The 15,054-nt window shown below is 40.4% G+C and carries 12 protein-coding genes and 1 pseudogene; 5 read left to right on the plus strand and 8 right to left on the minus strand.

Translation table 11 applies throughout. The annotated features are described in order from the left end of the window. Nucleotides 1–8: 8 nt before the first annotated feature. The 3 genes and pseudogenes from STA7437_RS23085 to STA7437_RS27520 form a co-directional block, all read right to left on the minus strand. The gene (locus STA7437_RS23085) at nucleotides 9–341 is read right to left on the minus strand and encodes a hypothetical protein (RefSeq protein WP_041620452.1); all 333 of its coding nucleotides are present in this window, start codon (nucleotides 339–341) and stop codon (nucleotides 9–11) included. Between the two features lie 142 nt (nucleotides 342–483). Then, on the minus strand, nucleotides 484–711 hold the full coding sequence (locus tag STA7437_RS27515; RefSeq protein ID WP_281169284.1) for an HNH endonuclease: 228 nt from the start codon (nucleotides 709–711) through the stop codon (nucleotides 484–486). Nucleotides 712–909: 198 nt separating this feature from the next. Beyond that, nucleotides 910–1,311: pseudogene (locus STA7437_RS27520) on the minus strand (group II intron maturase-specific domain-containing protein); the annotation flags it as partial. 296 nt (nucleotides 1,312–1,607) lie between these two features. On the opposite strand from STA7437_RS27520, the gene STA7437_RS23095 reads away from it, so the two are divergent. Beyond that, a complete protein-coding gene (locus STA7437_RS23095; RefSeq protein ID WP_281169285.1) occupies nucleotides 1,608–3,179 on the plus strand; it encodes an ISL3 family transposase in 1,572 nt (523 codons plus the stop codon). Nucleotides 3,180–3,884: 705 nt separating this feature from the next. Here the strand turns inward: STA7437_RS23095 and STA7437_RS23100 are convergent. From STA7437_RS23100 to STA7437_RS23115, 4 genes are all read right to left on the minus strand, one after another. Next, complete coding sequence (locus STA7437_RS23100) at nucleotides 3,885–4,427, minus strand: alpha/beta hydrolase family protein (RefSeq protein ID WP_015212051.1); 543 nt, start codon at nucleotides 4,425–4,427, stop codon at nucleotides 3,885–3,887. 269 nt (nucleotides 4,428–4,696) lie between these two features. Continuing rightward, on the minus strand, nucleotides 4,697–6,376 hold the full coding sequence (locus tag STA7437_RS23105; RefSeq protein ID WP_041620526.1) for an L-lactate permease: 1,680 nt from the start codon (nucleotides 6,374–6,376) through the stop codon (nucleotides 4,697–4,699). Between the two features lie 100 nt (nucleotides 6,377–6,476). Beyond that, nucleotides 6,477–7,112: an L-threonylcarbamoyladenylate synthase gene (locus tag STA7437_RS23110; protein WP_015212053.1), complete on the minus strand. Its 636-nt coding sequence runs from the start codon at nucleotides 7,110–7,112 to the stop codon at nucleotides 6,477–6,479. Between the two features lie 37 nt (nucleotides 7,113–7,149). Continuing rightward, nucleotides 7,150–7,857: an MOSC domain-containing protein gene (locus tag STA7437_RS23115; protein ID WP_015212054.1), complete on the minus strand. Its 708-nt coding sequence runs from the start codon at nucleotides 7,855–7,857 to the stop codon at nucleotides 7,150–7,152. A 150-nt stretch (nucleotides 7,858–8,007) separates the two neighbouring features. Here STA7437_RS23115 and pdxR point away from each other — a divergent pair, with 150 nt between their 5' ends. Both pdxR and STA7437_RS23125 read left to right on the plus strand, forming a co-directional pair. Further along, nucleotides 8,008–9,216 (plus strand): MocR-like pyridoxine biosynthesis transcription factor PdxR, encoded by a 1,209-nt coding sequence (gene pdxR, locus STA7437_RS23120; protein ID WP_041620455.1) that lies wholly within the window; start codon nucleotides 8,008–8,010, stop codon nucleotides 9,214–9,216. A gap of 447 nt (nucleotides 9,217–9,663) precedes the next feature. Continuing rightward, a complete protein-coding gene (locus tag STA7437_RS23125) occupies nucleotides 9,664–12,597 on the plus strand; it encodes a calcium-translocating P-type ATPase, PMCA-type (protein ID WP_015212055.1) in 2,934 nt (977 codons plus the stop codon). Here the strand turns inward: STA7437_RS23125 and STA7437_RS23130 are convergent, their stop codons facing one another. Beyond that, nucleotides 12,598–13,299, minus strand: a complete 702-nt coding sequence (locus tag STA7437_RS23130; protein ID WP_015212056.1) for a Crp/Fnr family transcriptional regulator — start codon at nucleotides 13,297–13,299, stop codon at nucleotides 12,598–12,600. It abuts the gene before it with no gap. Nucleotides 13,300–13,522: 223 nt separating this feature from the next. On the opposite strand from STA7437_RS23130, the gene STA7437_RS23135 reads away from it, so the two are divergent. After that, a complete protein-coding gene (locus STA7437_RS23135; protein WP_015212057.1) occupies nucleotides 13,523–14,104 on the plus strand; it encodes an HPP family protein in 582 nt (193 codons plus the stop codon). A 168-nt stretch (nucleotides 14,105–14,272) separates the two neighbouring features. Beyond that, on the plus strand, nucleotides 14,273–15,052 hold the full coding sequence (locus STA7437_RS23140; RefSeq protein ID WP_015212058.1) for an SAM-dependent methyltransferase: 780 nt from the start codon (nucleotides 14,273–14,275) through the stop codon (nucleotides 15,050–15,052). Nucleotides 15,053–15,054 lie beyond the last annotated feature (2 nt).

A 15,054-nucleotide genomic window follows, 5' to 3' on the forward strand; every position in this document is an offset into this window, starting at 1 on the left:
TATTTCCTCTATGATTTTGTCGATTCAAAGCGAGTTAAATATTTACTAAACCATCTTGCAACTACCTGTTGAAGCTCAATTAAATCTTGGTGCATCTGAGGATTGTTTTCGGCAGTTTCAAAGTCCAAATGATGCTTTAGATGTTCAAATGTTTTTAAAGATAGACGCTCTGGCTGTTTGGCTCGTTTATACTGAGTTTTTAAAGCAGTATGTAGTGTTTCTACTTCTTCCAAAGTCAAGATTTCATCTTGGACACCATGAGCTAACAAAATTGCAGGGATGGGTTTGCGCTGGATAACTTCGGCAGCACGTTCGACAAAATTTAGGCGTTGTTGTGCCAAGCGCGATGCTTCAGTCCAATTATATTGTTTATGTCGCTCTTCAATGTCGAGTAAGGTTGGATTGTTACCAGTCCTCCCTCCTCACAGAACCGTGCTTGAAAGTTTCCCTTCACACGGCTCTTGTCATGTTCACAAGTAAAAGTTACTTGTTTAGCCGACTCTCTCCTGAATGGGTGTGTTTGTGACAAGGTTTATGTAAATGTATTAGATTTTTAGGGTCATTATTACCCCCTTCCTTTACTGGAATTTTGTGATGAGTATCTATTTCTTCCCCATTGAAAAGGGGTTCACCACATACGGGACATATCCATCCTTGGTTTTTGGCTACTAAATCATATTTAGAGCCTTTTGCCCAAAGTTTCTTGCCCATACTTAGATTTCTATCTCTCCAGTATTTGATTAGGGTTGGGTCGTCGGGGCTATTATTCCCTTTGACTTTGATATGTCGGATGATGGGTATCTCTTTTTGTATGTTGCAAAGTGTTACAGTTTTCGATTTACCTTGCCTATTGATTCCTTCAGTTATAAATGTCCATTTTTGTCCATTTATTCGCTTGAAGTATCTGTCATAAACCCATTTTTTTCCTTTTTTAGGATGCCTTCTTTTTGCCCATCTCCATAGGTATTGCCATGTCCTGTGCTGGACGTAGCTAAATATGTCTTTACTTACATATCCCCTGTAATAATTAGCAAAACCTCGGAGCATAGGATTCAGTTTGAGGATTAATTTTTCTTGTGTCCACGATTTGCTTGATTTAATTACTCGCCCTATTTCTTTGCAGAATTGTAGGACTTTTTCCTTCTGTGGTTTGATTAGTGTTTTGCCTTTATATTGGCGAATATTTACCCCTAGAAAGTTAAATCCTTCACTTACGTGAACAATTCGTGTTTTTTCTTTATTAATTCTCAGTCCTCTGGATTCTAACCATTCTTTGATGATTTTTAATCCTTCCTCTAAATCTTCTCTTTTCTTAGCTGTAACAGACTGAAATTATAATCACTCCGACCTGAAATCATCGGCAGAATCAGCCCACATTAAGGGTCTTGCACACTTTTGGTGATCTGACGAAAAAAGGCGATCGCTATGACCAAAAATAGCAAGAAAGAAAGATTTTGTGAGTAAATGATATAAGAGCTAAAAAAGCGGTTATTTATGTCAGAAAATCAGTCCCTGAACAATTCTTCTTTACTACAATATTTACTGCCTGATTTTTTTGTCTCAAGATAACATCTTGGTCAATCAGTGAGACAGAAAATAAACTGACAATACAAGTCAAAACCAAAAATCTACAAGCAGTTTGTCCAATTTGTAACTCAATAAGCAATCGCATTCATAGTTCGTATAAGCGATCGCTATTAGATGTATCTTGGGGGAACTATCAAGTCTGCTTGAAGATTTCAACTCAGAAATTATTCTGCTCTAATTCAAATTGCAAGCGTCGGATTTTTACTCAACGATTGCCTAAAATAGCTGCGCCTTGGGCAAGACGAACAGAAAGATTGAATATTCAACTTACCAAAGTAGGTTTAGCACAGGGAGGATTACCAGGCTCTCGTTTGACTCAGCATCTTGGAATAACGATTAGTCGTCAGACCTTGCTTAGATTGGTGATGAAGATGCCACCACCATCTCATTCTGTACCCAGAGTTTTAGGTGTGGACGATTGGGCATATCGCAAACGTCACACCTACGGAACTATTTTGGTAGATTTGGAAACTCGTCAACCAATAGAATTGCTCTCAGACCGCACAGCTAACACTTTAGCCGAATGGTTACAAGAGCATCCTGGAGTTGAAATCATCTCCAGAGATAGAGCCAAAGCTTATCAAGAAGGAGCATCAAGAGGATGTCCAGAAGCCATTCAGGTAGCAGACCGCTTTCACCTACTACAAAATTTAGCTCAAATGTTAGAAGTAGTATTAAATCAACATCGAACATTGCTGAAAAATGTGGAAGATGATACTAATAATTGTCCGATTGTTGAAGACGAAAAAATTGTAGCTCAACCTATTAAACTTCCCCCAAATCCTGTAAAAGCCCTTAAACTTGCTGAAGTAAGACGAGAGAAAAGAAAAGAAAAATACGACCAAGTGTGGGCTTTACACAAAAAAGGTCATGGGGGAAAAGCAATTGCTCACCATTTAGGAATTGGAAAAAGTACAGTTTTTCGTTATCTTCGTAGCCCAAAGTTTCCTGAAAGGAAGGGACGAAGTGATAAAGGACATGGTAAAGTTTCTCCCTACAAAAAATATCTTCTAGAACGATGGAATTCTGGGTTTCACGATACACAAAAACTCTATGCTGAAATTAAAGAACAGGGTTATGAAGGAAGCTATGTCACTTTAGCTCGATATACTCACCGTCTGCGTGAAGCACAGGGACTTAAACCAAGAGAAAAAACCAGTAAACCATTGCCTCTTGTGTTTGAACCGAAAAAATCACTGATGACTGTACGTCAAGCAGTATGGCTAATTCTGCGTCATAGCATCAATCAAAACAAAGCTGAAACTGAAGCCATTGAATTATTGAAAAAACAACATCCCGATCTTAATACGGGAATCTCTTTGGCAATAGATTTTGCCGATTTGGTTCGTCGAAAACAACCTGATTTATTAGCCAAATGGTTAGAAAAAGCCGAATCGAGTGCAATCAGAGCTATAACTGGTTTTGCTACCAAATTAAAAGACGATTTAGATGCAGTTAGAAATGGAATCACTTATGAATGGAGTAATGGACAGGTTGAAGGTCAAGTGAATCGACTTAAGATGTTGAAAAGGCAAATGTATGGTCGTGCCAGTCACGAACTACTCAAGAAAAGATTTTTGTGTCCTGTTTAATCGGCTCGCGATCGCCTTTTTTCGTCAGATCACCAAAAGTGTGCAAGACCCTTAATTTGACTCCAATCTTCTAACTGTTCATTATGTCCATTTACTTTTTCAAGTATCAAACTTTTCATAATGTTCGTCTTTCAATCTTGACTTATCTTTCGTACATGACAGGAAGAAGTCTGCTATTCCTTTCGGTCAAGGGCAAATTTTGAACCCTTATCTGTTTCATTACAAAACAGCATTCGCTTTTTCTTCCTTCCTCTGCCCTCCAGAGAATTCCGCTTTGATTACTCTCAGCCTACTGATTGTACAGACTCTGTAGGGTTTACCTTGTTGATTAACTTGATGTTTGGTCAGTGGTTAGGATGGATAGCTATTTCGCGGTGGGAATTGTGTTTTCGCCCAGTGACAATCATGGAATGTCACTGTCACCCACTTACCTTTTGGTTAGAGCCTATCAAGGTCGTTTGGCTCTTTACAACATAACGCGATTTAGTCGCTATCTTAGACTACGTTCATCTTTCCATTGCTTCCCTCTCGCTCCTAAACAAGTGACCTTCTTGTTTTTGGCTACTTTTAGCACCTGCTTTCCACGAATTTCATTACTTACTCTTCATGTGGCGTACCGCGTTTTTATTCGCGGATTCCTCTACGAGGGTATGGGGCGAAAAACCCATAAGGAACTGTTTTCCCGTATCAAGTTATCAGTTCAAGTCACACCCAAGAATATTGTTCTTTTAACGTTTGATAATTTTGCTGCGTTGTACGTTCAACCATATCTATAGCCGATGTCAAATCTTTAGTCACGCCAGTTAAGACAGCAGCACTAATTGGAACTGAACTTTCAATTAACGTAAGCAAACTGGCGATACCACCTGCTGAAAAACCAAATATTCCAATTCCCAACTGCGGATCGATTCTCAATTCTGCTTGCAATTGACTAACGATTTCGGGTAGCTTTTGTAGGGCTGGTTCAATTGTAGGTAGCAGCAGTCGTAAAACATAATCTTCTAACTGTCGCTGCATCAACTCTTCTATCTTACCTGCTTTGATTAAATCTCCAAACAAAGGTAATTCAGGATAAGCTTTCCAAGCCTGTACTTCTTCTAAAGGTAAGGTTTTGGCTAACATTGCTTCACTACTTGGTGTACCGAAACCATGCCAAAGAATAATCAACGGCGCTGGACGATCCAAGTTGGCAGGAGGCTTTACTATAACAGGAGTGTCTGCTAAGTTCAGTGATTTGATGTTAGACATGATTATCTTTGATTAGATGTAAAAGGGTGGTGAACTTCTTTCTCAATCTTAAGAAAAAAAGACGATATATCTAAGAAATGATAGATTAAAGATTTAAGAATTGATTGTATTGGTGAACGAAAAACCAAATAGCTCCAATATGATTCTCAATCTTTAGGTATCGCCTACACGAACTCCCACAATTTCCTTAGTTTTGGCATCTAAAGGCAACCAAATCCATTGTTTAAACGTTTCATAACTTAACTCAGTTACATTGATCGCTTTAAAATTTAAACTATTCTCGGTAAATAAATAGCAGTCGCGCCTAAAATACCCGCAACAATCAGATAATAAGTCAGGGGTAATAATACTCGGCGAATTAGCAATCCTTCACAACCTCTTAAGCCCACAGTAGCCGAAGCAGCAACCACATTAGACACACAAATCATGTTACCCGCAGCAGCACCAATAGCTTGCAGGGTTGTAACTACCGCTGCTGAAGCACCAATTTTAGTAGCTACTCCAAATTGGAATAGGGAAAACATCATGTTGCTGACGGTGGCACTACCAGCGATAAAAGAACCCATCGCACCAATAGTTGGAGCAAAAAAGGGGTAGCTAGAACCTGCCAAACTAGCAACACCATCTGCTAGGGTTACAGGCATACTGGCAAGATTGGATTCATTGAAGCCAGAGTTGATAAATACTCTCGCCATCGGTACGGCAGCAGCTAAAACCAGGGCTGTTCCTGTTAAAGTGGAAACTGCATTAACCGTTGCTCGGATCGTTGCTTTTCTCTTCATGCGGTGCAGGAAATAAGTCAAAATTGCTACCAAGATAAAGATTGTTCCTGGGAGATAAAGAGGTTGGGAGTTAATGCCTATTTCTGTTCCAAATAAACTAGGTAAGTTAAACTTAAGTACTTGAAGCAACCCCTGAAACGGTAAAAATGGCAGTCTGGAGAGCATCAAAAACAAGCCTACCAAGACATAAGGAGTCCAGGCATTTAGTAAACTAAGATCCGATCGCGCTTCATTATCGCTCGCTGCGGTTAAGCTACCCGACCATCCATGCGACCGTGTTTCTCTTAGGGGAAAATTCCAAACTTGTTTTGGAGTCAAAAACCTTTTTTGGGCTGCGGGGACAACAATTGCTAAACCGACTAAGCCACCGATTAATGAAGGAAACTCTGCACCTAAAAAGATTGCCGTCAAAGCAGAAGGAACAGTAAAAGCTAACCCTGCAAATAAGGAAAACCAGCCTACAGCTAAACCTTCTCGCCAGGATTTACGCTCACCATAATAGCGAGTTAAAGTACAGACCATAAATAGGGGAATTAAAGTACCAATGATGCTATTTAAAACCCCGATCCTAATTACGATTAACTTAAAATATTCGACGTAGGTAAAACCCTGCTCGGCAATGTAGTTGTTGACTATACTTGCTCCCTCTAACCCCGTATTAATTCCCAATAAAACTGGAATACCTACCGCCCCAAAAACAACAGCGGTACTGTTGGCAATCAAGGCAATGGTAACAGCAGCTAAAGCTGGGAAACCCAAAGCTACTAATAAAGGACTACAGACAGCAGCAGGAGTACCAAAGCCAGAAGCACCCTCTAAAAAGCTGCCGAATAGCCAGACGATAATTATTGCCTGAATGCGCCTGTCAGGAGAAACCGCTAATAATCCGCGTCGAATAGTAGCGATCGCTCCAGATTCTCGTAAAATATTTAGCAGTAGAATTGCTCCAAAGATAATATAGAGAATTTCTGCTGCCATAACTAAGCCTTGGATAGTAGAAGCAGCGAGCGCAGCTAAGGGAACTTGCCAGACAAATAGGGCGATCGCACTTGTGACTATGTAGGCTACTGGCATAGCTTGTTTTGCCGAGCGTCTAGCAATTACTAGCAATAAAAACACGGTTATAATTGGGGCAAAAGCTAGTAAACCATAAACTACAAGTTCCATTTTTAACATTTAACATTTATCATTTATTATTTATCATTTCAATGTTCAATGTTTTAATGCACGCCACCCATAATATTACATTGACACCTCTTACTAATTATTACTTCATCATGTGGGAAGGAAGAACGATTTGAGGAAGTAAAGGTCTGAGGTCGTCTACGGAAACTGTGCCATAAGTCATAATAGTTGGCACTTCCACGGTAAAATCTACTAAAGTGCCACTTCTACCGTGTTTACTCTCACCACCATCGACAATTAGATCGACTTTATTGCCAAAAAATTTGACTGCTAACTCGGCATTGGTTGCTTGAATGCCTGCAAAAGCAGCAGAAGTTCCCACAATGGGAAAAGGTATTTCCATGATTAAATCGTAAATGAATCGATCTGGACAGGTGACAAAAACATTTTGAAATCCATTGGTTACCGCCTCAGATAAAGTAGATTTAGCGCGCATAATCATCGTCACGGGATAGGGAAAATGACTCATCATTTCTAAAGCAGGTCGATCGACTTCCACCACTTGCTCTGCTTTTTCTTTGCGGGTGAATACCCCTAAAGGTTGGGGAGAAGTAAAGGCTTTAATTTGTCTGAGTCGAGTGACAGCCTCGGTATCGTTGCCATTAGCGACCAATGCATAGACGGTATCTGTAGGAAGAATGATGACTTCCCCTGCTTTGAGGCGACTTTCGATCTTAGGGATTAAATTTCGATTGAGTTTAACTACTTGAGTGTTCATTTATATTAAATACAGAATTTTAATTGGCAACGCTCGGCTAATTCTTGTCCCATAGTCGTGATGCAGGATCGGAGTTAAGCGATTTTTTGGCACTACGTGACAGAGTTTGTTGCCATTTTGATGATAAAAGCGGACAAACTGCTAATTCGCCTGCACTTTCTCGATCGTTTTGCTCTTGGTGCATAATTTGATTGGCTCGTGCTATTGTCCATTGAGGATATGGGCGGTCTTGTAAGATTAATGGTAGGTTCGGTTCAATATTTCCTTCTTTTAGCACTCGAAAATACCATCCAATTCGTCCATTTTGCTGAACCTGCAAAGCTAGGTCGCGAATTCGCCAGCGACGAGATAATTTCCAACAGGGTTGACGAGGCTGAGATACTTGAATTTTTGCTTCACCCAGATTGTAAACATCGCCAATGCAAACGGACGATTCTGTTTGGCTAACAATCGTTAAATTTTCGCCAAATGCGCCATGGGGCAAATCTGGTAACTGCAAATTTTTCCGCCAAATTGGATAATGTTCTGCTGCGTAAGCTAAAATCGCTTTCTCAACACCACCATGATTCTTGAGGTCTGCCTGTCCGTCTCCGACAAGATTGGTCGAACCAAGCCAGATTTTTCCTTCAATTGGAGTTTTGAAAAAACCTGTCGTCCAAGGTCGATCCATTGGATTAGATGCACCCTTGATACCAAAAGCTTGAGGTAAGCCAACTTGAATCGTAATTACCTGGGGTGTAGTCATTTAGCTTTTCAAATACAAATATTTACTACGATTTCAATTTTTTGTAGTTCTGCGACCATTTTATTTACCACTGTTTTTTATGGAATATTATCCTATAGAAAAATTGGCTTAACGTAACGAGCCAATTCGAGACAAATTTTATAGACCAATATGCTACACATTCAACTCGATCGTAGTAATCCTCATCATCCTTATTACTTGCAGATTCTCGAACAAATTCGTGATCGCATTTTATCGGGAGAGTTAACGCCCCAAATGCGATTAACGCCAACTCGTCAGCTAGCATTAGAATTAAATGTTTCGCGACAGACAGTAGTAAATGCTTACGAAGAGTTATGTGCTCAGGGTTACTGTATTAGTAGGGTTGGACACGGCACGGTGGTTGTGGATTTAGGCAAGATTGAAGCAACTACACCGAGTCAAAAAAAACAGACATTACCCAAGTGGTTATCTTTAGCAAGCTCAAATTACCCTCGGTTCGATTCTGCGATTTCAAACATCGAAGCTCGTTCTCTAATTTCTTTTAAGCCTAGTTTAGTTCAGACAGACTATTTACCTTTTAAGGCGATGACCCAAGCATTTCGGAAGGTAATGCACGCGGGAGCAACTGGGTTGTCAGAATACGAACACAGTAACGGTCATCCAGCTTTGCTAGAAGCAATTTGTCAGATGGTCTTACCCAACCGAGGTATACAAACAACACCCGATCGAGTTTTTATTACCAATGGCTCACTTCACTCTTCCTTTCTTCTGGCAGAATTATTGTCTACTTACGCTGACAGTATTAGTTATGGTGTTCCTGGATATTTAAATATTCCTCAAAACTTCATCAATCGGGGAATAACAGGGCTACCTTGCTCTGTCGATCTAGAGGGGATTTGCCTGACTCAAGAGGCAAAACAAGCCAGTTTACATTATGTTATGCCAGAACATCACTTTCCTCAAGGGATTACACTGTCACCAGAAAGACGTACCCGATTGCTGCAATTAGCCCAACAAAACGATGCGCTAATCATTGAAGATGACTATGATAGTGAATTTTACTTCGATCGCCATCCATTACCTGCTCTTAAAGCGATCGACTGTAGGGAAAAGGTAATCTACATGGGTACCTTTTCTAAAGTATTATTTAACGGATTGCGTGTAGGATATATTGTGGCTCACCCAACTATTATCCAAGCATTAATAAATTTACGTTGGCAAATCGAAGGAGGAACGAGTCTGGTCGTTCAGTTATGGCTAGCAGACTTGTTAAATTCAGGAGCAGTAGAGCGACATTTGCGCCGTATGCGAGTGAACCATTTCATAAAACGTAATCTGATTGCCGATTACTTACGGCGAGATTTTCCAGATTGGTAATGGAGTTTACCAGGTGGCGGTTTACAGTTTTGGATTCAGTTACCAGGCGAACAGAATGCAGAAGTTGTAATTCAACAATTTAGAAAAGAGAGAATACAAATTTTTTCTGGTTCGGAGTACTACGGTCGCCATTCAGAAAAAAGCAAGAATTATCTTATCTTAGGATTTGGTGCAGTGACAGAAGCGCAAATTCACCAAGCGTTCGCCAGATTGAAATAAAAGGTTTGCTCGATATATTCAATTCGGCTTTAACAAAAAACAGTATCGAAAAACTGAAAAATAAATAAAAATCCTCATAACTTCTTCAAACTTATTCAGTACCTTGATAGCTATATTAAAAATTCTCATTAAATAAAAGCAATAGTCAATAGCCGAGCGATCGCGAGTTTTCAACTCGCATTTTTAATTAGAGATCGAGCAAATCGCATATACACCTATAGAATAGTAATGCAAATACCTACTGAAGAAGTTCATCTTAATAATCACTTACCATATCAAGGACTGACATCTCAACAGGTAGAACATAATCGCCAACAATACGGCGCAAATATTCTTCAACCTCCCGAACGAGAACCAGCGTGGAAACTATATTTAGCCAAATTTAACGATCCTGTAATTCAAATTTTAGCGATCGCCGCAATTTTGGCGATTGCCGTAGGCATAGTGGAGGGAGATTATATAGAAGGTATTGGTATTATCGTGGCGATTTTGCTGGCAACTACTCTAGCATTTATCAATGAGTACCAAGCGGAGAAAGAGTTTGATGTTCTCAATCAGGTATACGATACTATTCGGGTCAAAGTAATTCGCGATCGCAACTTTACCACTGTTCCCCGTCAAGACTTGGTAGTAGGGGACATTATCTATCTCGAACGGGGAGAAGAAGTTCCTGCTGATGGAGTTGTCTTAGAAGAGGTTGCTTTTTATATCGACCAATCTAAGATTACTGGGGAATCTGAAGCGGTTAAAAAATATTGTCAAGCCGAAACACAAAATAAGATAGCCGAGACACAAACTTATCCCGCCGACAAAGTTTATCGCAGCACTTTAGTTGAAGGGGGACACGCTTTTGTCGAGGTGACTGCTGTTGGCGATCGCACGGAAATCGGCAAGTTAGCAATTGCCGTAGCTGTAGTGGAAGACAAAACAATTACTCCACTCAATCTTCAGTTGGAAAAACTGAGCAAACTAATTGGTGTTACTGGTTTGGCATTTGCCAGCCTGACTTTTAGCGCACTACTATTTAGAGGCTTTTTCATCGGGGAATATAGTTTAACTATTGCCCAATGGTATTGTTTTGGCTTATCTGTTGTCAGTGTTTTAGCTGCTTTGACTCCCGTATGGTTGCCAATTGTCTACGATGGTTGGGAATTGGCTGGCAAAAAACAGCAAGTTCCAGAATGGTTAGAAGTTGGTGGTGTAGCGACTTGGTTAAAGGCTACAGCTATCGGACTGGCAATTTTGGTGATCGGAGTTGGTTTGGGTTATTTTGTAGACTTACTGCCGAGTTCGTTAAATAATTGGTTGCCAGGTGATTTTGCCAGCGCACTGCTGCAATATTTCATGATAGCAGTAACTATTATTGTCGTGGCAGTACCCGAAGGCTTGGCAATGAGCGTTACCCTTTCTTTGGCATACAGCATGAGAAAAATGGCTGCTGACAATAATTTAGTACGTCAGATGCACGCTTGCGAAACTATTGGCGCAGCGACGGTTATTTGTTCCGATAAAACTGGTACTCTGACTCAGAATCAAATGCGAGTCAAAAAAGCTCATTTCCCCAGTCTCGATGCTTCCCTATTACCCCTACATCGAGATGCTCGACAATTAATTGCCGAAGCAATTGCCGTTAATAGTACCGCCGATTTAGAAAAAAAACCTGACGGGGAGATTCGTCCCATCGGTAACGCTACCGAAGGTGCATTACTACTCTGGTTAGAAAGCCAAAAGCTTGACTATATTCCCTACCGTAGTGACTTTGAAATTGAGGCACAAATGCCTTTTTCAACCCAAAATAAATATATGGGTACTTTAGGCATCTCGGCAGTTACCCAAAGCAAGGTTTTTTATGTTAAAGGTGCGCCAGAAATAATTCTCGATCGCTGTACTCAAATCCTAACTACTACAGGATTAAAACCCCTAACAAACCAAGCAGCAATTTCTGCTAAACTTCAAGACTATCAACGTCGAGGAATGCGTACTCTGGGTTTTGCCTATCACGACGCACCAGAACAAATAGATAATCTCGATCAATTAGCCACCAATCTAATCTGGTTAGGCTTTACAGCCATCCAAGACCCCTTACGTGCTGACGTTCCTGATGCGATCGCCAATTGTCTCCAGGGAGGCATTAAAATCAAAGTGGTCACGGGAGATAATCTCGAAACCGCACGAGAAATTGCTTCTCAGATGGGTCTGGTCACGGATACGGATCGACACCAACAATATGCTTGCTTGACGGGACAACAATTCAGTCAACTCGACGACGAACAAGCTAAAATCGCTGCGGTCGAATTGAAAGTATTAGCCCGCGCCCGTCCTCTAGATAAGTTACGTCTAGTTAAGCTATTACAAGCTAATAACGAAGTAGTGGCAGTAACGGGTGACGGGACAAATGATGCTGCTGCACTCAAACAAGCACAGGTAGGACTGGCGATGGGTAGCGGTACGGCGATCGCTCTTGAAGCCAGTGATATTGTCTTATTAGACGACTCTTTCAAGAGTATTGTCAATGCGGTGATTTGGGGACGTTCTCTTTACGAAAACATTCAACGATTCATTCTGTTTCAGCTAACTATTAACGTTGCTGCTTTGGGGATAGTTTTCTTAGGGCCATTCATCGGCGTAGCCTTGCCTCTAACCATCATCCAAATGCTGTGGGTCAACTTAATTATGGATACTTTCGCTGCGCTGGCATTAGCCACCGAACCACCAAACCCTGAAGTAATAACCAGAACTCCCCGTAATCCCGCAGCCTTCATTATTACTCCAGAAATGTTGCGTCATATTGCCATCGCTGGATTGAGTTTTCTGTTTATTCTGACAGGATTCTTGTTATATCTCGATCGAAATGGAGAAGCCACGACTTACGAACTGTCTCTATTCTTTACTACCTTTGTGATGTTGCAGTTTTGGAATATGTTTAACGTCCGTTGTCTGGGTTCAAATCGTTCTGCCTTTGCTGGCTTAATTCACAATCGAGGCTTTATGGCGATCGCAACTGTCATTCTGGTCGGACAAATTCTCATCGTTCAATTTGGCGGTAGCGTCTTCCGTACTGTTCCTCTGTCTCTAACTGACTGGATCGCCATTACCGTACTTACTTCCGTCGTGCTTTGGGTAGGAGAGTTAAGACGTTTCTTTATACGTTCGGGTGATTGATTATTGTTCGCTTGCTGCTGCTAATTTTTGCCAATCTCGAACAATAATTATTCCGCCTCTTTTATAGATCGCTATTCCCTTCAATTTTTTAAATAACCGCACGCATTCTTCATAGGTGATACCCATACTGCGTGCGATTTGATAGTAAGGCAGTTTAATATTTAAACGATCGCCTTGAGTTACAGAATAAGTGCCATCGCGGTTTGCATAATATTGAAGTAATCTAACCAAACGCACCATTGCCCGTTCGGAGATTAGTCCGTGTACAGTATTGTGAAGTTGTTGTAGACGCTGGTTAAATACTTCTAGTATCCGCAAACTAATTTCTGGCGATTGAGAAATTACCTGTAATAAGGCTTGGCGATCGATAGTTAATATTTGCGACTCTACTTGAGCGATTACGGTTGCAGGGGAAATTCCGTTGCCAAAAATTGCTGGCGCAGCAAACAGTTCACCTGGGGGAATGAGGCGCACTATTGTTTCTTTACCGTTGTCGGCGGTTTTTTTAATTTCTAGTCTTCCTGTAATTAAACCATGCAGTTGTTGAGGGATGCGATCGCCTTCGTGCATCACTATTTCATCTTGCTGATATTCTTTAACGTAACTGCACCCAACGAGACTTTTTAATTGGGCGATCGCTAAATCTTGAAAAATTGAAAGCTGCTGTAATTGAGCGATCGACGAGTAACCTTTAACTAGCATTTATTGGAAAATAGTTTCATTTTATTTATTGAAGCCAAAAATTAGAACCTAAGAAATGCGATCGATCTATAAGCAACCGTTAAGCAAGTTATTAGATATTTCTGTATCTTTAAACACTTTATGCGTTTTTGACATGATAGATTGATAATAACGAATAATTGCCTGTATTCAAGATTATTTTAACCAACGATTGCGGATGCGTAGTCGCTCTTACAATTAAATAATGCTGTTAAAAAATAATACCGTAAGACAAAAATCATATCGAAAAAACACTAATCAGAGTGCTTTAAGACGTTGGAAGCGCAAATTTTATATTTTGCAACAGAGTCGAAGACACCAACCTAAGTTTTCCTGGCAACATATTTTGCTTTCTTATGTTGGTAGTTTTATCGGCATTGCAGTTTTAGCTTATCTTTCGGTTTATAGTTCTTATCCCTTAATTGCTGCGCCTTTTGGCGCAACTGCGGTCTTAGTTTTTGGTGTTCCCGATAGTCCTCTAGCTCAACCACGTAATGTTATTGGAGGTAATTTAATCGCTGCATTGACGTGCGTAATTTTAGTACATTTATTTGGTACAGGTCCTTGGGTTATGGCTCTAGCGGTAGCTACTACTATTAAATTAATGCAATTAACTAGGACAGTTCATCCACCATCAGGAGCAGTCGCTTTAATCGGAGTTTTGAGTAATGTAGATTGGCGCTTTATTTTTACTCCAGCCTTGGGAGGGTCAATTATTATCGTTTTAGTTACTGTAATTTTTAATAATTTAGTTGAGGGTAGACCTTATCCCAGACACTGGCTGTAAACTTTTATTATTTAAAAGAGTTTTGCCCACTTTTTCGCTCCTTTTAAAAATTACCGTAACCTGCGATCGATGGTTTTAAATAAAACTCTATCCACAAACATGAGCTACCTCAAAGACGGGACTGAAATTTAATGTCAGAGTATGAGTATCGAGTTTGGATGCTCTTTCATGATAACTACTCTTAATTTTGCTACCGCACCTGGTCATCAAGTATTAGCAGCAGCAGGAAAAAAAATTCTGCGTCCTGGAGGAAAAGCAGCCACAGAACAACTATTTACTTGGGCTAATTTTCAATCGGGAGAAACGGTATTAGAATTAGCAGCAAGCTTTGGCGAAAGTGCTATTGAAATAGCTAAAAGATTTAATGTTCGCGTTGTCGGAATTGAGAAAAACCCCGATAGCGTGGCTAAAGCGAAGGAAAATATTAAAGCTGCGGGACTATCAGACCGAGTAACTATTATTGAAGGAGATATCTTTCAGTTAGATAAGATTACAGACAAGTTCGATTATGTCTTGGCTGAAGCAATCCTTACCATGCAGTCGGACGCAGGAAAAGCCAAAACTTTATCAGGAATTAGAAACTGTCTTAAACCAGGGGGGAAGTTTCTTTCCCATGAAATGTTTGTCCGCGATAACGCCGAACAAGTGCGTAAAAGCTTATCTAAATCTATTCGAGTCAATGCTAATCCTTTAACTGTCTCGGAGTGGTCAACAGCTTGTAAAGTTGCAGGTTTAACCTTACAGCAACAGCAAACAGGAAAAATGGGATTACTCGATCTCGATCGCATGATAAGGGATGAAGGTTTATTGGGAACAGTAAAAATTATCTCGAATATTTTAACTAAACCCAGTCTGCGTCACAGAGTCAAAAAGATGCGCCGTAGTTTTCAACAGCAGGGAAAAAATATCGGTTATATCGTTTTTACGTCATCAGTCATTGGTCATTAGTT

This window comes from Stanieria cyanosphaera PCC 7437 (genome assembly GCF_000317575.1).
In the GTDB taxonomy this organism is placed as follows: Bacteria; Cyanobacteriota; Cyanobacteriia; order Cyanobacteriales; family Xenococcaceae; genus Stanieria; species Stanieria cyanosphaera.

What these genes read in the sequence shown, in the direction of transcription:
- STA7437_RS23100 (WP_015212051.1), bottom strand. Translation starts at nt 4,427, where the DNA reads ATGTCTAACATCAAATCACTGAACTTAGCAGACACTCCTGTTATAGTA.
- STA7437_RS23110 (WP_015212053.1), bottom strand. Translation starts at nt 7,112, where the DNA reads ATGAACACTCAAGTAGTTAAACTCAATCGAAATTTAATCCCTAAGATC.
- STA7437_RS27515 (WP_281169284.1), bottom strand. Translation starts at nt 711, where the DNA reads ATGGGCAAGAAACTTTGGGCAAAAGGCTCTAAATATGATTTAGTAGCC.
- STA7437_RS23105 (WP_041620526.1), bottom strand. Translation starts at nt 6,376, where the DNA reads ATGGAACTTGTAGTTTATGGTTTACTAGCTTTTGCCCCAATTATAACC.
- STA7437_RS23135 (WP_015212057.1), top strand. Translation starts at nt 13,523, where the DNA reads ATGCTGTTAAAAAATAATACCGTAAGACAAAAATCATATCGAAAAAAC.
- pdxR (WP_041620455.1), top strand. Translation starts at nt 8,008, where the DNA reads ATGCTACACATTCAACTCGATCGTAGTAATCCTCATCATCCTTATTAC.
- STA7437_RS23140 (WP_015212058.1), top strand. Translation starts at nt 14,273, where the DNA reads ATGATAACTACTCTTAATTTTGCTACCGCACCTGGTCATCAAGTATTA.
- STA7437_RS23115 (WP_015212054.1), bottom strand. Translation starts at nt 7,857, where the DNA reads ATGACTACACCCCAGGTAATTACGATTCAAGTTGGCTTACCTCAAGCT.
- STA7437_RS23125 (WP_015212055.1), top strand. Translation starts at nt 9,664, where the DNA reads ATGCAAATACCTACTGAAGAAGTTCATCTTAATAATCACTTACCATAT.
- STA7437_RS23130 (WP_015212056.1), bottom strand. Translation starts at nt 13,299, where the DNA reads ATGCTAGTTAAAGGTTACTCGTCGATCGCTCAATTACAGCAGCTTTCA.